This window comes from Enterobacter sp. MGH 38 (assembly GCF_000492855.1).
GTDB classification, from domain to species: domain Bacteria; phylum Pseudomonadota; class Gammaproteobacteria; order Enterobacterales; family Enterobacteriaceae; genus Enterobacter; species Enterobacter hormaechei_C.
This window is the reverse complement of the sequence record NZ_KI535608.1, coordinates 2,301,510-2,320,530: the sequence shown is the minus strand read 5'-3', so window position 1 is coordinate 2,320,530 and position 19,021 is coordinate 2,301,510. Positions and strand designations below refer to the sequence as shown.

The following is a 19,021-nucleotide window of genomic DNA, read 5'->3' as shown; positions in this document are numbered from 1 at the left end:
GCCTTCCAGGGCATTTGAACATTGCGTCGCCATGCCACTGTGGGTAAATACGATAACAATAGAAAGAATAAGGTTATTGAACCAAAAACAGGTGTTGTTATGAATCGTTTTATTATGGCCAACGCTCAACAGTGTATCGGTTGTCGCACCTGCGAAGTTGCCTGTGTGATGGCGCACAACGGGGAGCAGCACGCGCTGAGCGAGCGCCATTTTCATCCCCGCATTACGGTCCTTACCTCAGGCTTGCGAAAAAGCCCCGTGACCTGCCACCACTGTGAAAACGCGCCCTGCGCGCAAAGCTGCCCGAACGGAGCCATCACGCAACACAGCGACAGCGTACAGGTCAATCAACAAAAATGCATTGGCTGTAAAGCCTGCGTGGTGGCCTGTCCGTTTGGCACGATGGACATGCTGATCGCCCCGCTGGAAAACGACAGCGTAAAGGCCTCGGCGCACAAATGCGACCTCTGCCTGGAAAGGCCGCAAGGCCCGGCCTGCGTTGAAAACTGCCCGGCAGAGGTGCTTACGCTCGCCACCCCAGCCGTGCTGGATAAGCTGGTTAAACAGCGCCGACAGCGCAGCGCAAGGCTGGACGCGCTGCCGTGGCACAGCGAGGCGGTTCAGTCAGTCCCTCCGCAAACCAAACGGCAACAGATGCAAAACACCCCGGCGCGCGGTGAGCCGGATAAGCTCAGCCCCGACGCGCGCGCAGGTCATTTTAACGAGATCTACCTGCCGTTTCGCCCGGAACAGGCGCAGCGCGAAGCATCCCGGTGCCTGAAATGTGGCGACCACAGCATTTGCGAGTGGACCTGCCCGCTGCATAACCATATTCCACAGTGGATTGAGCGGATCAGGGCGGGGGATATCATCGGTGCGGCTGAGCTTTCTCACCAGACTAACTGTTTACCGGAAATTACCGGCCGCGTCTGTCCACAGGATCGATTATGTGAAGGCGCCTGCACCCTGCGGGATGCGTCAGGGGCGGTAACCATCGGGAATATCGAACGGTATATCTCGGATCGGGCGCTGGCGATGGGCTGGACGCCGGACGTCAGCCACGTTAAACCGGTCGGTAAGCGCGTCGCCATCATCGGTGCCGGTCCGGCAGGGCTGGCCTGCGCCGACGTACTGGTGCGCAGCGGCGTCGGTGTGACGGTCTACGATCGCCATCCGGAAATCGGCGGATTGCTGACCTTTGGTATTCCGGCCTTCAAGCTGGATAAATCCCTGTTAGCGCGGCGCAGAGAGATATTCAGCGCGATGGGCATCCGCTTCGAGCTGAACTGCGAGGTGGGAAAAGACGTATCGATGGCCCAACTGCAAAACGACTACGATGCCCTGTTCATCGGCGTAGGGACCTATCGTTCCATGAAAGCGGGTATCCCTCACGAAGACGCGCCGGGCGTGTACGACGCGCTGCCGTTTTTAGTGGCGAACACGCGGAACGTGATGGGCCTTGACCCTGCCGCAGACGAGCCGTTTATCGACACGCAGGGGTTAAACGTGGTGGTGCTGGGCGGGGGCGATACGGCGATGGACTGCGTACGCACCGCGCTGCGACATGGCGCGGCGAAAGTCACCTGCGCCTATCGGCGGGACGAGGCCAACATGCCGGGCTCAAAGAAAGAGGTTAAAAACGCGAAAGAAGAGGGCGCGGCCTTTGAATTTAATGTCCAGCCGGTTGAGCTCACGCTGGATACCGACGGGAAGGTCAACGGTATCCGGATGCTGCGCACCCGTCTGGGCGAGCCGGATGCGCAGGGGCGGCGTCGTCCTGTCCCGGTGGCGGGCAGTGAGTTTGTCATGCCAGCGGATGCGGTGATCATGGCGTTTGGGTTTAATCCGCACGCCATGCCGTGGCTTCAGGCGCAGGGCGTCGACACCGACGACTGGGGGCGCATCAGGGCCTCCGTGGAGAGCCGTTATCGCTACCAGACCTCGAATCCGCAGATTTTTGCTGGCGGTGATGCGGTACGCGGTGCAGATCTGGTGGTCACCGCGATGGCGGAAGGGCGCCATGCCGCGCAGGGGATCATGGACTGGCTTGGCGTGCCGCCGCGCAACATGCATTAACGCAGACGGGCGACAAAGCGGGCTTCACAGCGTAGTATAAACAGACTCATTTTGCCGTGGAGCCCGTATGTCTCTGAACATTAGCGTTATTAAAGACAAAATCCTTTCTGAAAATTACTTTGTCCTGCGTAACATCACTTACGATCTCACCCGTAAGAACGGGGACGTCATTCGCCATAAACGCGAAGTCTACGACCGGGGCAATGGTGCAACCATTCTGCTGTATAACCGTGAAAAGCAAAGCGTAGTGCTGATCCGCCAGTTTCGCATCGCGACATGGGTCAATGGCAACGCGGACGGACGTCTGATTGAAACCTGTGCAGGTCTGCTGGACGACGATGAGCCGGAAGTGTGTATCCGCAAAGAAGCCATTGAAGAGACGGGTTTTGAGGTGGGGACGGTGCAGAAAGTCTTTGAGCTGTTTATGTCCCCTGGCGGGGTCACCGAGCTGATCCACTTCTTCATTGCGGAATATACCGATGCCCAGCGCACGCACCGGGGCGGTGGCGTGGACGACGAAGACATTGAAGTGCTGGAAATGCCTTTCGCTAAGGCTGTTGACATGGTGAAACGCGGCGAGATCCGCGACGGTAAAGCGGTGATCCTGTTGCAATATCTGCAAACCAGCGGGCTGATGAATGCCGCGGCGGAAGCGCGATAAGTTGTATTTCAGATAAATCTATCCGATAAATCCGATTGAGCCAGCCCGCCCAGGGCACGAAGATACGCCCCAGATTGACCTATTCGTTTGCGGGGCTGTGCCGTTCATGCGCTACTGCGTTTTTCTTATCTTCTTCATTTGCGTGCTTCCCGCGCCTCGGGTGTGGGCTGCGCCTGCGCAGCAGTCTTTTTCAGACTGGCAGGTGACCTGCAATAACCAGAACTTCTGCGTAGCGCGCAACACTGGCGAGCATCGCGGTCTGGTCATGTCGCTGAGCCGCAGTGCGGGGGCAAAAACGGACGCCAGCCTGCGCATTGATCTCGGTGGGCTTTCGGCGCCTCCGGTGAAAGAGCCTGACATCGCCCCGCGCCTGCTGCTCGACAATGTGCCGCTTAAACTCACGTCGCAACACTGGCAGTTAACCCCCTGGCATCTTAAAACAGACGATACGGGCACCATCACCACGTTTCTGAAAACCATTCAGGAAGGTCAGGCGCTGACTCTGCGCGGGGGGAAGCAGACAATCTCTCTGGCCGGGCTGAAAGCGGCGCTGCTGTTTATCGATGCCCAGCAAAAACGCGTCGGAAGTGAAACGGCATGGATTAAAAAAGGGGATAGTCCACCGCTGAGCGTGCCGCCTGCGCCGGCATTAAAAAAGGTGGCGGTGGTGAACCCCACGCCAACGCCGCTGACGCATAACGAATTGAACAATCTGCTGGATTACGGTAACTGGCGCATGAACCACAGCCAGTGCTCTCTCGATCCGAACCGGCGTGAGGTGCGCGTGACCGCGCTGACCGATGACAAAGCGCTGATGATCATCAGCTGTGAGGCGGGGGCGTACAACACCGTCGACCTGGCGTGGCTGGTGTCGCGTAAAAAACCGTTTGCGGCCAGGAGCGTGAGATTGCGTCTGCCGTTTACCCCTTCCAGCCAGAGTAGCGACATGGAGCTGATGAATGCCAGCTTCGATGAAAAAACGCGCGAGCTGACCACGCTGGCGCTGGGACGCGGGATTGGCGACTGTGGGATCCAGACCCGCTGGCGTTTTAACGGCCAGCGCTTCCGTCTGGTACGCTACGCGGAAGAGCCAAGCTGTGATAACTGGAATGGGCCAGATGCCTGGCCCACGCTGTGGATCACAAGGTAGGGTTTTGCCGATTTGTAGGCCGGGTCAGGCGCAGCCGCCACCCGGCAACGCAGATCGCACTACAGCACGCTCAGCGCCTTCTCCACTACGTTCTCAACGGTAAAGCCGAAGTACGGGAACAGCTTATCGGCCGGGGCGGATTCACCGTAACCCTTCATGCCGACAATCGCCCCTTTCAGACCCACATATTTGTACCAGTAGTCGGCAATGCCAGCTTCAACCGCCACGCGCGCCGCGACGTTTGAAGGCAGCACCGATTCGCGGTACGCCTCATCCTGGGCATCAAAGATATCCGTTGAAGGCAGGGAAACCACGCGCACCGCGTGACCCTCGGCGGTTAGTTTCTCCGCCGCTTTTACCGTGATTTCCACCTCTGAACCGGTGGCAATCAGGATCACGTCTGGCTTGCCGCCGCTGTCTTTCAGGATGTACCCGCCGCGGGCGATATTTTTCACCTGCTCCGGCGTGCGCTCGATCTGCGCCAGGTTCTGGCGCGACAGGATCAGCGCCGTGGGTCCGTTATGACGCTCTACGGCCAGCTTCCAGCCCACTGCCGCTTCAACCTGATCGCACGGACGCCAGGTACTGAAGTTTGGCGTCAGGCGCAGGCTCGCCAGCTGCTCTACCGCCTGGTGCGTCGGCCCATCTTCACCCAGTCCGATGGAGTCGTGGGTGTACACCATGATTTGCCGCGCCTTCATCAGAGCCGCCATACGCGCCGCGTTACGGGCATATTCGACAAACATCAGGAAGGTAGCGGTGTACGGCACGAAGCCGCCATGGTGGGCGATGCCGTTGGCAATGGCGGTCATCCCGAACTCGCGCACGCCGTAGTGGATGTAGTTCCCGGCAATGTCCTCCTTCAGGGATTTAGAGCCGGACCAGATGGTAAGGTTACTTGGCGCCAGATCCGCCGATCCGCCCAGCAGTTCGGGCAGGATTGGGCCAATTGCGTTCAGGGTGTTTTGTGATGCCTTACGGGTGGCAATTTTCGCCGGGTTGGATTGCAGGTTTTCAATCAGCGCCTGGGTTTTCTCTTCCCAGTCTTCCGGCAGGCCGCCGCTCATGCGGCGGGTAAACTCAGCCGCCAGATCCGGATACGCTTTTTTGTAAGCGGCAAACTTCTCGTTCCAGGCCTGCTGCGCTTTTTCACCTGTTTCGCGAGCATCCCAGGCCTTGTAGATCTCTTTTGGGATCTCAAAGGCCGGGTGTTTCCAGCCCAGTTTCTGGCGGGTCAGCGCCACTTCCTCTTCACCCAGCGCCGCGCCGTGCGCCTCTTCTTTGCCCGCTTTGTTCGGCGAGCCGAAGCCGATGGTGGTGCGGCAGATGATCAGGGACGGTTTGTCCTTCACGCTCTGCGCTTCCTGAATCGCTTTTTTCACCGCCTCAGGATCGTGACCGTCGATCTCGTGCACCACGTGCCAGTGATAGGCTTCAAAGCGTTTTGCCGTGTCGTCGGTAAACCAGCCCTCGGTTTCCCCGTCAATGGAGATACCGTTGTGATCGTAGAAGCCAATCAGCTTGCCCAGGCCCAGGGTGCCCGCCAGCGAGCAGACCTCGTGGGAGATCCCCTCCATCAGGCAGCCATCACCCATAAAGACATAGGTGTAGTGATCGACAATCTCGTGGTCGGGCTGGTTGAACTGCGCGGCCAGCGTACGCTCTGCAATCGCCAGGCCGACGGCATTCGCCAGCCCCTGGCCCAGTGGGCCGGTAGTGGTTTCAACACCCGGCGTATAGCCGATCTCCGGGTGGCCCGGCGTTTTGGAGTGCAGCTGGCGGAAGTTTTTTAACTCCTCAAGCGGCAGATCGTAGCCGGAGAGGTGCAGCAGGCTGTAGAGCAGCATCGATGCGTGACCGTTGGAGAGAATAAAACGGTCGCGATCGTACCAGGTCGGATCGGTCGGGTTGTGCTTGAGGAAGTCGTTCCACAGCACTTCGGCAATATCAGCCATACCCATGGGGGCGCCAGGGTGGCCGGAATTGGCTTTTTGTACGGCATCCATGCTGAGGGCGCGAATGGCGTTGGCGAGCTCTTTACGGGACATAGTTCACTCCGTGGCAAGGTTAAAGTTTGGCAGCGAGAAGATCTTCGAGTTTGCGCTGGTCGACGGCGAACTGACGGATGCCGTCCGCCAGTTTTTCCACGGCCATTGGGTCCTGATTGTGCTCCCAGCGGAATTCCGCTTCGGTCATGGGTTTTGGTTTTGGCAGAACGGTAGAGGTCGGCACAAGCTTGCGGATCACCGTCTCTTCACTCTCCTGAAGCTTTTTCAGCAGCTCAGGGGAGATGGTCAGCCGGTCGCAGCCCGCGAGCGCCAGGATCTGCTCGGTGCGGCGGAAGCTGGCCCCCATCACGATGGTTTCGTAGCGGTGCTGCTTGTAATAATCGTAGATATTACGCACCGATTTCACGCCAGGATCTTCTTCCACCACGTACGGATCCATTGGCTGTTTCGCCTGATACCAGTCGTAGATACGTCCGACAAACGGTGAAATCAGGAACACGCCCGCTTCGGCGCAGGCACGCGCCTGGGCGAAGGAAAACAGCAGCGTCAGGTTGCAGTGGATCCCCTCTTTCTCCAGCACTTCCGCCGCGCGGATGCCTTCCCAGGTAGAGGCAAGCTTGATCAGGATGCGTGATTTATCGATCCCCTGCTCCTGGTAGAGTTCCACCAGGCGGCGAGCCTTGCTGATGCTCTTTTCCTGGTCAAACGAGAGGCGGGCGTCCACTTCGGTGGAGACGCGTCCCGGTATGCTTTTAAGAATTTCCGCACCGATATTGACCGCCAGCTTGTCGCTGGCCTCGGCGACCTGCTGCTCCTGCGTTTTCCCGCGCTGTTTGCCATAGGCAAGGGCGTCATCAATCAGATGACTAAAGTGCGCAAGACCGGCCGCCTTGAGCAGCAGAGAGGGATTGGTGGTCGCGTCTTCCGGCTGGTAGTGACGAATCGACTCGATGTCGCCGCTGTCTGCAACCACGGTGGTAAATTGTTTGATGCCGTCTAGCTGGTTCATAATTACTCCTTGGAAATAAAAGAGTTAGTCGAGTGCGTTAGTTCACACTTCTGAGAAAATCATGATGGACTTAACAAAAAAGCATAGCAGACGGGGGAGGCATTGCTTTCTGAGACGGGTAACATGGCTGTTATAAATTGATAACAATTTTTATTCTGCAATGGTGAGAGTTTGGCAGCCTTCAAAGTTTAGGAGCCTGCCTGCGGCGATACTATGCGGCACACCAGGGTGTGCATAGGAACGTCAACATCACCCTTTTTGACCGAAACGTGAAAGGAATAACAAGATGGATGATCAGTTAAAACAAAGCGCTCTCGATTTTCATGAGTTTCCTGTTCCGGGTAAAATCCAGGTATCCCCGACCAAACCGCTGGCGACCCAGCGCGATCTGGCGCTGGCCTACTCGCCGGGCGTGGCTGCTCCGTGCCTGGAAATCGAAAAAGATCCGCTGGCAGCGTACAAATACACCGCGCGCGGCAACCTGGTGGCCGTTATCTCTAACGGTACGGCGGTGCTGGGGTTAGGGAACATCGGTGCGCTGGCCGGTAAGCCGGTGATGGAAGGGAAGGGCGTTCTGTTTAAGAAATTTGCCGGTATCGACGTCTTCGATATCGAAGTGGACGAACTGGATCCGGATAAATTCATCAACGTGGTGGCGGCGCTGGAGCCGACCTTCGGCGGCATCAACCTGGAAGACATCAAAGCGCCGGAATGTTTCTATATCGAGCAGAAGCTGCGCGAGCGTATGAACATTCCCGTGTTCCATGACGACCAGCACGGCACGGCGATTATCAGTACCGCCGCCATTCTGAACGGCCTGCGCGTGGTAGAGAAAAATCTCTCCGACGTGCGCATGGTGGTCTCCGGCGCAGGCGCCGCGGCCATCGCCTGTATGAACCTGCTGGTGGCGCTGGGCATGCAGAAGCACAATATTGTGGTCTGCGACTCCAAGGGCGTGATCTACAAAGACCGCGAGCCAAACATGGCGGAAACCAAGGCGGCCTATGCGGTGGAAGACGATGGCAAGCGCACGCTAGAAGACGTCATTGAAGGTGCCGACATTTTCCTCGGCTGTTCAGGCCCGAAAGTACTGACCCAGGAGATGGTGCAGAAGATGGCGCGCGCGCCAATGATCCTGGCCCTGGCGAACCCGGAGCCGGAAATTCTGCCGCCGCTGGCGAAGGCGGTGCGTGAAGACGCGATCATCTGTACCGGACGTTCGGACTACCCGAACCAGGTGAACAACGTGCTCTGCTTCCCGTTCATCTTCCGCGGTGCGCTGGACGTCGGCGCTACGGCAATCAACGAAGAGATGAAGCTCGCCGCCGTTCATGCTATCGCAGAGCTGGCGCACGCCGAGCAGAGCGAAGTGGTGGCCTCCGCCTACGGCGATCAGGATCTGAGCTTCGGCCCCGACTACATCATCCCTAAACCATTTGACCCGCGTCTGATCGTGAAGATCGCGCCAGCGGTGGCTAAAGCGGCGATGGACTCCGGCGTGGCGACGCGGCCGATTGAAGATTTCGATGCCTACGTCGATAAACTCACCGAGTTCGTCTACAAAACCAACCTGTTTATGAAGCCGATCTTCTCCCAGGCGCGCGCTGACGCGAAGCGCGTGGTGCTGGCGGAAGGGGAAGAGGCGCGCGTGCTGCATGCCACGCAGGAGCTGATCACCTTAGGGCTGGCGAAACCGATCCTGATTGGTCGTCCGAGCGTGATCGAGATGCGTATTCAGAAGCTGGGCCTGCAAATTAAGCCGGGCGTCGACTTTGAGATCGTCAATAACGAATCCGATCCGCGCTTCAAAGAGTACTGGAACGAATACTATTCGATCATGAAGCGTCGCGGGATCACCCAGGAGCAGGCGCAGCGGGCGGTGATCAGCAATACCACGGTGATCGGCGCGATCATGGTTCATCGCGGTGAGGCGGATGCGCTGATCTGCGGCACCATCGGCGAGTACCATGAGCATTTCAGCGTGGTGCAGGAGATCTTCGGCTATCGCGAGGGCGTCCATACTGCCGGCGCAATGAACGCGCTGCTGCTGCCAAGCGGTAACACCTTTATCGCCGATACCTACGTCAACGACGATCCTTCCCCGGAGGAACTGGCGGAAATCACCGTGATGGCGGCGGAAACCGTGCGCCGCTTTGGTATCGAGCCGAAAGTGGCGCTGCTGTCGCACTCTAACTTCGGGTCATCCAAATCCGCGGCGGCGTGCAAAATGCGCCAGACGCTGGACCTGGTGCGCGAGCGTGCGCCGGAGCTGATGATCGACGGCGAGATGCACGGCGACGCCGCGCTGGTGGAGAGCATCCGTAACGAACGCATGCCGGACAGCCCGCTGAAAGGCTCGGCGAACGTGCTGATTATGCCAAACGTGGAAGCGGCGCGTATCAGCTATAACCTGCTGCGCGTGTCGAGTTCTGAAGGGGTGACCGTAGGGCCAGTGCTGATGGGGGTGTCAAAACCGGTGCATGTGTTAACGCCGATTGCCTCCGTGCGTCGTATCGTCAACATGGTGGCGCTGGCGGTGGTTGAGGCACAGACGCAGCCGCTGTAATTAACCCCACCCCTCACCCTAACCCTCTCCCCTGAGGGGAGAGGGGACAGCTCCGAGCCGTCTTTTCACCCTCGCCCCTTTGGGGAGAGGGCCGGGGTGAGGGGTAAGGGTTACACCCAGTCCCGAACCCGAATAAACTCACTCAAGGCAGCCTCCGGGCTGCCTTCTTTTGGCGCGTAGCTGTATTCCCAGCGCACCAGCGGCGGCATCGACATCAGAATGGACTCCGTGCGCCCACCGGTTTGCAGGCCAAACAGCGTCCCGCGATCCCATACCAGGTTAAACTCCACGTAGCGCCCGCGGCGGTAAAGCTGGAACTCACGCTCGCGCACGCCGTAGTCGGTGTTTTTGCGGCGTTCGACAATCGGCAGATAGGCATCGGTAAAGCCTTCACCCACCGCGCGCATAAAGCTGAATGCGGTATCAAAATCCGGGGTGTTGAGATCGTCAAAGAACAGTCCGCCGATGCCGCGCTGCTCGTCGCGGTGCTTCAGATAGAAATAGTCATCGCACCACTTTTTGTATTTCGGGTAAACGTCTTCGCCAAACGGCAGGCAGAGGTCGCGCGCGGTGGTGTGCCAGTGCACGGCGTCCTCTTCGAAGCCATAGTAAGGCGTTAAGTCGAAACCGCCACCAAACCACCAGACCGGATCGGCCCCCGGTTTTTCCGCGATGAAAAAGCGCACGTTGGCGTGGCTGGTTGGCACAAACGGGTTATGCGGATGCACCACCAGCGAGACGCCCATCGCCTCGAAGCTGCGGCCCGCCAGTTCAGGCCGATGCGCCGTGGCGGACGCTGGCATTGCATCACCGTGGACGTGGGAGAAGTTGACCCCGGCCTGTTCAAAAATACCGCCGTTACGCAGCACGCGGCTGCGCCCGCCGCCGCCCGCTTCGCGCTGCCAGGCGTCTTCCTGAAATTCACCGCCGTCTGCGGCGGAAAGTTTCTGGCAAATCGCGTCCTGTAGCTGCATCAGGAAAGTTTTGACCAGCTGTGCATTCGGTTTCATCAACGTTTCCTGGAGTGCGCTTTTTGATTATCGAACCAGTTGAAATAACTGATGACCCCGGAGGCGATGGCGTTCGCGATCTTCTGACGAAACGCCGTGGTGCCGAGTAAACGCTCTTCTTCCGGGTTGGTAATGAACGAGGTTTCCACCAGCACGGACGGAATGGACGGGGACTTCAGCACCACAAACGCGGCCTGCTCGGTGCTTTTGCTGTGCAGACGGTGCACGGGCTTAATCCGTTTAAGGATATGCGAGCCGAGCGTCAGGCTGTTTTTGATGGTATCGGTCTGCACGAGATCAAACAGAACCTGCTGTAACAGATGGTCTTTGTCGGTAGCTTTTTTCCCGGCCACTTCATCCGCCCGGTTTTCACGATCGGAGAGGTATTTCGCCATGGCGCTACTGGCGCCACGGTTGGAGAGAGCGAACACCGAGGCGCCTGCGGCGGAAGGGTTTGTGAAGCCATCCGCGTGAATGGACATAAACAGGTCTGCGCCGTGCTTGTGGGCAATCTCCACGCGATCGTACAGTGGGATAAACGTGTCGCCCGTGCGCGTCAGGCGGGCGTCAATACCGTTGCTGCGTAAAATTGCGCGCACATTTTTTGCAATTGCCAGCACGACGTGTTTTTCTTTCGAACCGTTTCGGCCAATGGCGCCGGTGTCGATCCCGCCGTGGCCTGGATCGAGCATGACCAGACGCTTTGCGCCGGCTTTTTTGGTTTTCGGTTTGCTGTGTCCGTTACTGGTTTTAAGCGTGCTCTCGTCTTTTGCCTGAGCCTGCTTTGCGATGCCCGTTAACGTTAAGGCCGCCAGCCCCGCTTTGAGAACCTGACGACGCGATGTGAGTGCTTTTAATGGTTTGAATGTGCTCATGCGGCCTGAATTGTAAAAATTGGGGTCCTGGTGTTATATCGTATCGCGTTTTGCGTGACGACATTCCTTATTGAGAATTGTTTTACTTTTCATTTCAATACGTGACAAAGTGACATTATGCCAAATTTTGGCGAGTTTTTCCCCGGTTATTGGCTAAATGCCCTGTTCACGCCATAATCACTGTTTTTAAACCCGAAAAGGCGGTTAATACCATGGAGATACGCGTTTTTCGCCAGGAAGATTTCGAAGAGGTGATCACCCTTTGGGAGCGCTGCGATCTGCTGCGTCCATGGAACGATCCGGAGATGGACATCGAACGGAAGGTGAATCACGACGTCAGTCTGTTTCTGGTCGCTGAGGTCAACGGCGAAGTAGTCGGGACAGTGATGGGCGGGTACGACGGCCACCGCGGCTCGGCCTACTATCTGGGCGTGCACCCGGAATACCGCGCGCGCGGCATCGCCAACGCGCTGCTTAACCGTCTGGAAAAGAAGCTGATCGCCCGTGGCTGTCCGAAAATCCAGATCATGGTGCGGGAAGATAACGACGTGGTGCTGGGCATGTATGAACGCCTGGGCTACGAGCATGCGGATGTACTGACGCTGGGTAAGCGCCTGATCGAAGATGAAGAGTACTGAGTTCCACCCTGGCGACTATGATGTTCACGGTCGTCTGCGTCTGCCTTTTTTGTTCTGGTGCGTTCTGCTGTTGCAGGCCCGCACCTGGGTGCTGTTCGTGATGGCTGGCGCGTCGCGCGGGCAGGGCGATACGCTACTGAATCTCTTTTATCCCGATCACGATGCGTTCTGGCTGGGGTTACTGCCCGGTGTACCGGCGGTGCTGGCGTTCCTGTGCAGCGGACGGCGGCAGTTCCTCCCGCGCTTCTGGCGCGCACTTCGCTGGCTATTGATTCTGGCGCAGGTTGTGCTCCTGGTCTGGCAGCCCGTGCTCTGGCTGTACGGCGAGCCGCTATCAGGTATCGGGATTGCGCTGGTGGTGGCGGATATTGTCGCGCTGCTGTGGCTGGTCACGAATCCCCGTTTACGCGCCTGTTTTACGCAAGAGCCAGATTAAAACGGCACTTTTTGCCGATACTGCACTCCAACAAGCGTTGATTTACTACGTAAGGACGTCTCAATGAAATCGCTGCGTTTACTTTTATGCGCTCTCCCGCTGGCGTTAACCGGCTGTTCCACGCTCTCATCCATCAACTGGTCTGCGGCCTATCCGTGGAACTGGTTTGGATCCTCAACGGAAGTGACCGAGCAGGGCGTGGGCAAAATTACCGCCTCGACGGCGCTGGATCAGGATGCCATTCAGGATGCCATCGGCAGTGATTATCGCCTGCGCAGCGGCATGAAAACCGAGAACGGCAACATCGTGCGCTATTTCGAAGCGTTGAAAGATGACAAGGTGGCAATGGTCATCAACGGCGATAAAGGTACGGTCAACCGCATTGCGGTGATGGATGAAGAGATCCCGACCTCAGGTGGCGTGAAGGTAGGTACGCCGTTTGGCGAGCTCTACCAGAAAGCGTTTGGCCACTGCGCCAGTGTGCCGTCGGAGGAGAGCGTGGCGGTCGAGTGTAAGGCCGACGGCAGCCAGCACATTAGCTATGTATTCAGCGGCACCTGGAACGGTCCGGAAGGGTTAATGCCGTCTGACGACACCCTGAAAAAGTGGAAAGTGAGCAAAATTATCTGGAAGCAGTAATTTGCGCCTGAGCAAGCCGCCTCGCTGAAATCCAGGTATAATAGCCGCCATCAATGCCACGCAGTCGTGGCATCTTTTTTTCAGGAGGAGCGATGTCTCAGGTTCAGAGTGGCATTTTGCCAGAACATTGCCGCGCGGCGATTTGGATTGAAGCCAACGTCAAAGGGGATGTGGATGCCCTGCGCGCGGCCAGCAAAGTTTTCGTTGATAAACTGGCCACCTTCCAGGCCAAATTCCCCGAAGCCCATCTGGGCGCGGTGGTTGCCTTTGGCAATACCGTCTGGCGTCAGCTGAGCGGCGGCGAAGGCGCAGAAGAGCTGAAAGATTTTATTCCTTATGGCAAAGGTCTTGCGCCCGCCACCCAGTATGACGTCCTGATCCATATCCTCTCCCTGCGCCATGACGTGAACTTCTCCATCGCTCAGGCAGCGATTGAGGCCTTTGGTGACAGCATCGACGTGCAGGAAGAGATCCACGGTTTCCGCTGGGTAGAAGAGCGCGATTTGAGCGGCTTCGTCGACGGCACCGAAAACCCGGCCGGGGAAGAGACGCGTCGCGAGGTGGCTGTAATCAAGGATGGCGTGGACGCGGGCGGCAGCTACGTGTTCGTCCAGCGCTGGGAGCATAACCTCAGGCAGCTCAACCGCATGAGCGTGCATGACCAGGAGATGATGATTGGCCGCACCAAAGACGCCAATGAAGAGATTGACGGCGATGCGCGTCCGGTCACGTCCCACCTGTCCCGCGTTGACCTTAAAGAAGACGGTAAGGGGCTGAAGATTGTTCGCCAGAGCCTGCCGTACGGCACCGCGAGCGGTACGCACGGCCTGTACTTCTGCGCTTACTGCGCGCGCCTCTACAACATTGAACAGCAGCTGCTGAGCATGTTTGGCGATACCGACGGCAAGCGTGACGCCATGCTGCGCTTCACCCGTACGGTGACTGGCGGCTACTACTTTGCGCCGTCCGTTGAGCGCCTGCTGGCGCTGTAAATCGCTCTCCATTCGTAGGCCGGGTAAGCGTTAGCGCCACCCGGCAATTTCTCTCGCACCCTTATTCCCTTTTCTGCTTCTAAATCACCAAACGGTATATAAAACCGTTACTCCTTTAGACTCCGTTATAAATATTATGACTATAAGATAGTCATCACATTTATAAGGGTGCGCAATGGCCGTTACTGTACTGAAAAAAGGATCGCTGGCACTGGCAGGTTTACTGTTGGTGGCGCAGGCGCAGGCAACCGAGTTGCTGAACAGTTCTTATGATGTTTCGCGCGAGCTGTTTGCCGCCCTTAATCCCGCATTTGAACAGCAGTGGGCGAAAGAGAACAACGGCGACAAGCTGACCATCAAACAGTCGCACGCTGGCTCATCCAAGCAGGCGCTGGCCATTTTGCAGGGGCTGAAAGCCGATGTGGTGACCTACAACCAGGTCACGGACGTGCAGATCCTGCACGACAAAGGCAAGCTTATCCCGGCGGACTGGCAAAGCCGCCTGCCGAACAACAGTTCGCCGTTCTACTCCACCATGGGCTTCCTGGTGCGCAAGGGCAACCCGAAAAACATTCACGACTGGAACGACCTGGTGCGTTCTGACGTCAAGCTGATTTTCCCGAATCCGAAAACTTCCGGCAACGCGCGTTATACCTATCTGGCGGCGTGGGGCGCGGCGGACAAAGCTGATGGTAACGATAAAGCGAAAACCGAACAGTTTATGACCCAGTTCCTGAAAAACGTCGAAGTGTTTGATACCGGCGGCCGGGGCGCAACCACCACTTTTGCCGAGCGCGGGCTGGGCGACGTGCTGATCAGCTTTGAATCCGAAGTGAACAATATTCGTAAACAGTACGAAGCGCAGGGCTTCGAAGTGGTTATCCCGAAAACCAACATTCTGGCCGAGTTCCCGGTGGCGTGGGTGGATAAAAACGTCAAAGCCAACGGCACTGAGAAAGCGGCAAAAGCCTATCTCAACTATCTGTACAGCCCGCAGGCGCAGACGGTGATTACTGACTATTACTACCGCGTTAATAATCCGGACGTGATGAACAAGCTGAAAGACAAATTCCCGCAGACCGAACTGTTCCGCGTGGAAGACCATTTTGGTGCCTGGCCTGAGGTGATGAAAACGCATTTTGCCAGCGGCGGTGAGTTAGACAAATTGCTGGCGGCGGGGCGTAAGTAATGTTTGCAGGATCAACAAGACGTGTGCTGCCGGGTTTTACCTTAAGCCTCGGGACCAGCCTGCTGTTCGTCTGTCTGATTTTATTGTTACCGCTCAGCGCTCTGGTGATGCAGCTCGCTGAGATGAGCTGGTCCCAGTACTGGGAAGTGGTCACCAACCCTCAGGTGGTGGCGGCCTATAAGGTCACGCTGCTGTCTGCGTTCGTGGCCTCGATTTTTAACGGCGTGTTTGGCCTGCTGATGGCGTGGATCTTAACCCGCTATCGCTTCCCGGGCCGCACGCTCCTCGACGCGTTGATGGATCTGCCCTTTGCCCTGCCGACGGCAGTGGCCGGTTTGACGCTGGCGTCGCTGTTTTCCGTGAACGGCTTTTACGGTGAGTGGCTGGCGAAGTTTGATATTAAAGTGACCTATACCTGGCTCGGTATCGCGGTGGCGATGGCCTTTACCAGCATCCCGTTTGTGGTGCGTACCGTGCAGCCGGTGCTGGAAGAGTTAGGACCCGAATACGAAGAGGCCGCGGAAACCCTGGGCGCCACGCGCTGGCAGAGTTTCCGTAAGGTTGTTCTGCCGGAACTTTCTCCGGCCTTGCTGGCGGGGGTGGCGCTCTCCTTTACCCGCAGCCTCGGTGAATTTGGCGCGGTCATTTTTATCGCCGGGAACATCGCGTGGAAAACCGAAGTGACCTCGCTGATGATTTTTGTCCGTTTGCAGGAGTTTGATTATCCGGCCGCGAGCGCGATTGCCTCGGTGATCCTTGCCGCGTCGCTGCTGCTACTGTTTTCGATTAACACTCTGCAAAGTCGCTTTGGTCGACGTGTGGTAGGTCACTGATGGCGGAAGTTACGCAATTGAAGCGCTATGACGCGCCCCGCATCAACTGGGGCAAATGGTTTCTGATTGGTACCGGCGTGCTGGTCTCCGCATTCATTCTCGTCGTGCCGATGGTGTACATCTTCGTACAGGCCTTCAGCAAAGGGATTATGCCCGCGCTGCAAAATCTGGCCGATCCGGACATGCTCCACGCCATCTGGCTGACGGTGATGATTGCCCTGATCACTGTCCCGGTGAATCTTTTGTTTGGCGTATTGCTGGCCTGGCTGGTAACGCGCTTTAACTTCCCGGGGCGTCAGCTGCTGCTGACCCTGCTGGATATCCCGTTTGCGGTGTCTCCTGTGGTGGCGGGTCTGGTTTATCTGCTCTTCTACGGCTCCAATGGCCCGCTGGGCGGCTGGCTGGATGAACACGACCTGCAAATCATGTTCGCCTGGCCGGGGATGGTGCTGGTGACCGTCTTTGTCACCTGTCCGTTCGTGGTGCGCGAGCTGGTGCCAGTGATGCTCAGCCAGGGCAGCCATGAAGATGAAGCCGCGGTGCTGCTCGGCGCTTCCGGCTGGCAGATGTTCCGCCGCGTTACGCTGCCGAATATCCGCTGGGCACTGCTTTACGGCGTGGTGCTGACCAACGCCCGTGCGATCGGTGAGTTTGGCGCGGTGTCGGTAGTATCCGGCTCGATTCGCGGCGAAACCCTGTCGCTGCCGTTACAGATTGAATTACTGGAACAGGACTACAACACTGTCGGTTCCTTTACTGCCGCAGCGTTGCTGACGCTGATGGCCATTTTGACCCTGTTTTTGAAGAGTGTGGTGCAGTGGCGTTTAGAGAATCAGGAAAAACGTCAGCATCAGGAGGGAAATCATGAGCATTGAGATTGCCAATATTAAGAAGTCTTTTGGTCGCACCCAGGTGCTGAATGATATCTCGCTGGATATCCATTCCGGACAAATGGTGGCGCTGCTGGGGCCGTCTGGCTCCGGTAAAACCACGCTGCTGCGTATTATCGCCGGGCTTGAGCACCAGACCAGCGGACATATCCGCTTCCACGGTACGGACGTGAGCCGCCTGCACGCTCGCGACCGTAAAGTGGGCTTTGTATTCCAGCATTACGCGCTGTTCCGCCACATGACGGTATTTGACAACATTGCGTTTGGCCTGACCGTGCTGCCGCGTCGTGAACGTCCAGATGCCGCCGCCATCAAAGCGAAAGTGACCAAACTGCTGGAGATGGTGCAGCTTGCACATCTGGCGGACCGCTTCCCGGCTCAGCTTTCCGGCGGGCAGAAGCAGCGCGTGGCGCTGGCGCGTGCGTTAGCCGTTGAACCGCAAATCCTGCTACTGGACGAACCGTTTGGCGCGCTGGATGCGCAGGTGCGAAAAGAGCTGCGTCGTTGGCTGCGTCAGCTGCATGAGGAACTCCAGTTCACCAGCGTTTTCGTGACCCACGATCAGGAAGAGGCGATGGAAGTGGCCGACCGCGTGGTGGTAATGAGTCAGGGCAACATTGAGCAGGTTGACGAGCCAGAGCAGCTCTGGCGTGAACCGGCGACCCGCTTTGTGCTGGAGTTTATGGGAGAAGTAAACCGCCTTCAGGGCACCATTCGCGGCGGTCAGTTCCACGTTGGCGCGCACCGCTGGCCGCTGGGGTATACCTCCGCGCATCAGGGGCCGGTGGATCTATTCCTGCGTCCGTGGGAAGTGGACGTCAGCCGCCGTACCAGCCTGGATTCACCGCTTCCGGTGCAGGTGCTGGAAGCTAGCCCTAAAGGTCACTACACCCAATTAGTGGTACAGCCCCTGGGCTGGTACACCGAGCCGCTGACCGTGGTTATGCGTGACGACGAGCCGCCGCACCGGGGGGAACGCCTGTTTGTGGGGCTGCAACACGCGCGCATTTATCACGGCAACGAGCGCATCGAGACGCGCGAGGATATTGCTCTGGCGGAGTCAGCCTGATAGGTTATTGAGTATGTTTTTCGCCCGGTGGCGTGATGCTTACCGGGCTTTTTATTGAGTAAAAATCGTGAATACACTCGAACACACCATCGGCAACACCCCTCTGGTCAAACTTCAGCGCATGGGGTGTGACAACGGCAGCGAAATCTGGGTCAAACTTGAAGGCAATAACCCGGCGGGGTCGGTGAAAGACCGGGCGGCGCTGTCGATGATTGTTCAGGCCGAAAAGCGCGGCGAGATAAAGCCCGGCGATGTGCTGATCGAAGCCACCAGTGGTAACACCGGTATCGCACTGGCGATGATAGCCGCCCTGAAAGGCTATCGTATGAAGCTGCTGATGCCGGATAACATGAGCCAGGAGCGCCGTGCCGCCATGCGCGCCTATGGAGCCGAGCTGATTCTGGTGAGCAAAGAGCAGGGGATGGAAGGGGCGCGAGATTTAGCGTTAGCGATGGCGGAGCGCGGGGAAGGCAAGCTGCTCGACCAGTTCAACAACCCGGACAACCCGTACGCGCACTACACCACCACCGGCCCGGAAATCTGGCAGCAAACCGCCGGGCGCATCACCCACTTTGTCTCCAGCATGGGGACCACGGGCACGATCACCGGTGTGTCACGCTTTCTGCGTGAACAGGATAAGCCAGTGACGATTGTCGGCCTGCAACCGGAAGAGGGGAGCAGTATTCCGGGCATCCGCCGCTGGCCGGCGGAGTATATGCCGGGCATCTTTAATGCGCAGCTTGTGGACCAGGTGCTGGATATTCATCAGCGCGAGGCGGAAAATACCATGCGTGAGCTGGCCGTACGTGAAGGCATCTTCTGCGGCGTCAGCTCTGGCGGTGCCGTAGCGGGCGCGATCCGGGTGGCTGAGTCCACGCCGGGAGCGGTGGTCGTAGCGATTATTTGCGATCGCGGCGACCGTTACCTGTCTACCGGCGTCTTTGGTGAAGAGAGTTATTCGCAGGGGGCGGGGATTTAA

General features: G+C 57.9%; 17 protein-coding genes. 13 read left to right on the top strand and 4 right to left on the bottom strand.

The window, feature by feature from the left end; genetic code table 11:
- The first annotated feature begins 99 nt into the window (after positions 1-99).
- The 3 genes from aegA (at position 100) to L384_RS00705 (ending at position 3,887) form a co-directional block, all read left to right on the top strand.
- The gene (aegA, locus tag L384_RS00695; RefSeq protein WP_023325026.1) at positions 100-2,076 is read left to right on the top strand and encodes a formate-dependent uric acid utilization protein AegA; all 1,977 of its coding nucleotides are present in this window, start codon (positions 100-102) and stop codon (positions 2,074-2,076) included.
- 67 nt (positions 2,077-2,143) lie between these two features.
- A complete protein-coding gene (gene nudK, locus L384_RS00700; protein WP_003863554.1) occupies positions 2,144-2,737 on the top strand; it encodes a GDP-mannose pyrophosphatase NudK in 594 nt (197 codons plus the stop codon).
- A gap of 106 nt (positions 2,738-2,843) precedes the next feature.
- The gene (locus L384_RS00705) at positions 2,844-3,887 is read left to right on the top strand and encodes a DUF1176 domain-containing protein (RefSeq protein ID WP_023325025.1); all 1,044 of its coding nucleotides are present in this window, start codon (positions 2,844-2,846) and stop codon (positions 3,885-3,887) included.
- 59 nt (positions 3,888-3,946) lie between these two features.
- Here the strand turns inward: L384_RS00705 and tkt are convergent, their stop codons facing one another.
- Together tkt and tal are read right to left on the bottom strand one after the other, a co-directional pair.
- A complete protein-coding gene (tkt, locus tag L384_RS00710; protein ID WP_022651557.1) occupies positions 3,947-5,935 on the bottom strand; it encodes a transketolase in 1,989 nt (662 codons plus the stop codon).
- Between the two features lie 19 nt (positions 5,936-5,954).
- Entirely contained in the window at positions 5,955-6,905 is a 951-nt protein-coding gene (gene tal, locus L384_RS00715; RefSeq protein ID WP_023325024.1) for a transaldolase, read from the bottom strand.
- 286 nt (positions 6,906-7,191) lie between these two features.
- On the opposite strand from tal, the gene maeB reads away from it, so the two are divergent.
- Positions 7,192-9,471, top strand: a complete 2,280-nt coding sequence (gene maeB / locus L384_RS00720; RefSeq protein WP_003863546.1) for an NADP-dependent oxaloacetate-decarboxylating malate dehydrogenase — start codon at positions 7,192-7,194, stop codon at positions 9,469-9,471.
- 110 nt (positions 9,472-9,581) lie between these two features.
- On the opposite strand, the gene hemF is transcribed toward maeB, so the two are convergent.
- Both hemF and amiA read right to left on the bottom strand, forming a co-directional pair.
- Entirely contained in the window at positions 9,582-10,481 is a 900-nt protein-coding gene (hemF, locus tag L384_RS00725; RefSeq protein ID WP_023325023.1) for an oxygen-dependent coproporphyrinogen oxidase, read from the bottom strand.
- On the bottom strand, positions 10,481-11,356 hold the full coding sequence (amiA, locus tag L384_RS00730) for an N-acetylmuramoyl-L-alanine amidase AmiA (RefSeq protein WP_023325022.1): 876 nt from the start codon (positions 11,354-11,356) through the stop codon (positions 10,481-10,483). Before amiA ends, hemF begins: the two co-directional genes overlap by 1 nt.
- 212 nt (positions 11,357-11,568) lie before the next feature.
- Between amiA and L384_RS00735 the strand changes: the two genes are divergently transcribed.
- The 9 genes from L384_RS00735 to cysM all read left to right on the top strand — a co-directional run bounded on the left by L384_RS00735 (position 11,569) and on the right by cysM (position 19,021).
- Positions 11,569-11,994 (top strand): GNAT family acetyltransferase, encoded by a 426-nt coding sequence (locus L384_RS00735; protein WP_003861292.1) that lies wholly within the window; start codon positions 11,569-11,571, stop codon positions 11,992-11,994.
- Complete coding sequence (locus tag L384_RS00740; protein ID WP_023325021.1) at positions 11,981-12,430, top strand: DUF2919 domain-containing protein; 450 nt, start codon at positions 11,981-11,983, stop codon at positions 12,428-12,430. Before L384_RS00735 ends, L384_RS00740 begins: the two co-directional genes overlap by 14 nt.
- Before the next feature lie 63 nt (positions 12,431-12,493).
- Entirely contained in the window at positions 12,494-13,069 is a 576-nt protein-coding gene (locus L384_RS00745; RefSeq protein ID WP_003861296.1) for an RpoE-regulated lipoprotein, read from the top strand.
- A 92-nt stretch (positions 13,070-13,161) separates the two neighbouring features.
- Complete coding sequence (locus L384_RS00750) at positions 13,162-14,061, top strand: Dyp-type peroxidase (protein ID WP_023325020.1); 900 nt, start codon at positions 13,162-13,164, stop codon at positions 14,059-14,061.
- 175 nt (positions 14,062-14,236) lie between these two features.
- Positions 14,237-15,250, top strand: coding sequence for a sulfate ABC transporter substrate-binding protein (locus tag L384_RS00755; RefSeq protein ID WP_015572222.1), 1,014 nt, complete (start codon positions 14,237-14,239; stop codon positions 15,248-15,250).
- Positions 15,250-16,083 (top strand): sulfate/thiosulfate ABC transporter permease CysT, encoded by an 834-nt coding sequence (gene cysT / locus L384_RS00760; protein ID WP_003861303.1) that lies wholly within the window; start codon positions 15,250-15,252, stop codon positions 16,081-16,083. The genes L384_RS00755 and cysT overlap by 1 nt, the downstream gene beginning before the upstream one ends.
- Entirely contained in the window at positions 16,083-16,958 is an 876-nt protein-coding gene (cysW, locus tag L384_RS00765) for a sulfate/thiosulfate ABC transporter permease CysW (RefSeq protein ID WP_023325019.1), read from the top strand. Before cysT ends, cysW begins: the two co-directional genes overlap by 1 nt.
- Positions 16,948-18,042, top strand: a complete 1,095-nt coding sequence (gene cysA, locus L384_RS00770) for a sulfate/thiosulfate ABC transporter ATP-binding protein CysA (RefSeq protein WP_023325018.1) — start codon at positions 16,948-16,950, stop codon at positions 18,040-18,042. Before cysW ends, cysA begins: the two co-directional genes overlap by 11 nt.
- A gap of 67 nt (positions 18,043-18,109) precedes the next feature.
- Positions 18,110-19,021, top strand: coding sequence for a cysteine synthase CysM (gene cysM / locus L384_RS00775; protein WP_003861311.1), 912 nt, complete (start codon positions 18,110-18,112; stop codon positions 19,019-19,021).

Coding starts and splice junctions, on each gene's coding strand:
- tal (WP_023325024.1), bottom strand. CDS start 6,905: ATGAACCAGCTAGACGGCATCAAACAATTTACCACCGTGGTTGCAGAC.
- maeB (WP_003863546.1), top strand. CDS start 7,192: ATGGATGATCAGTTAAAACAAAGCGCTCTCGATTTTCATGAGTTTCCT.
- nudK (WP_003863554.1), top strand. CDS start 2,144: ATGTCTCTGAACATTAGCGTTATTAAAGACAAAATCCTTTCTGAAAAT.
- L384_RS00755 (WP_015572222.1), top strand. CDS start 14,237: ATGGCCGTTACTGTACTGAAAAAAGGATCGCTGGCACTGGCAGGTTTA.
- hemF (WP_023325023.1), bottom strand. CDS start 10,481: ATGAAACCGAATGCACAGCTGGTCAAAACTTTCCTGATGCAGCTACAG.
- cysW (WP_023325019.1), top strand. CDS start 16,083: ATGGCGGAAGTTACGCAATTGAAGCGCTATGACGCGCCCCGCATCAAC.
- cysA (WP_023325018.1), top strand. CDS start 16,948: ATGAGCATTGAGATTGCCAATATTAAGAAGTCTTTTGGTCGCACCCAG.
- L384_RS00705 (WP_023325025.1), top strand. CDS start 2,844: ATGCGCTACTGCGTTTTTCTTATCTTCTTCATTTGCGTGCTTCCCGCG.
- L384_RS00735 (WP_003861292.1), top strand. CDS start 11,569: ATGGAGATACGCGTTTTTCGCCAGGAAGATTTCGAAGAGGTGATCACC.
- tkt (WP_022651557.1), bottom strand. CDS start 5,935: ATGTCCCGTAAAGAGCTCGCCAACGCCATTCGCGCCCTCAGCATGGAT.
- L384_RS00750 (WP_023325020.1), top strand. CDS start 13,162: ATGTCTCAGGTTCAGAGTGGCATTTTGCCAGAACATTGCCGCGCGGCG.
- aegA (WP_023325026.1), top strand. CDS start 100: ATGAATCGTTTTATTATGGCCAACGCTCAACAGTGTATCGGTTGTCGC.
- L384_RS00740 (WP_023325021.1), top strand. CDS start 11,981: ATGAAGAGTACTGAGTTCCACCCTGGCGACTATGATGTTCACGGTCGT.
- L384_RS00745 (WP_003861296.1), top strand. CDS start 12,494: ATGAAATCGCTGCGTTTACTTTTATGCGCTCTCCCGCTGGCGTTAACC.
- cysT (WP_003861303.1), top strand. CDS start 15,250: ATGTTTGCAGGATCAACAAGACGTGTGCTGCCGGGTTTTACCTTAAGC.
- amiA (WP_023325022.1), bottom strand. CDS start 11,356: ATGAGCACATTCAAACCATTAAAAGCACTCACATCGCGTCGTCAGGTT.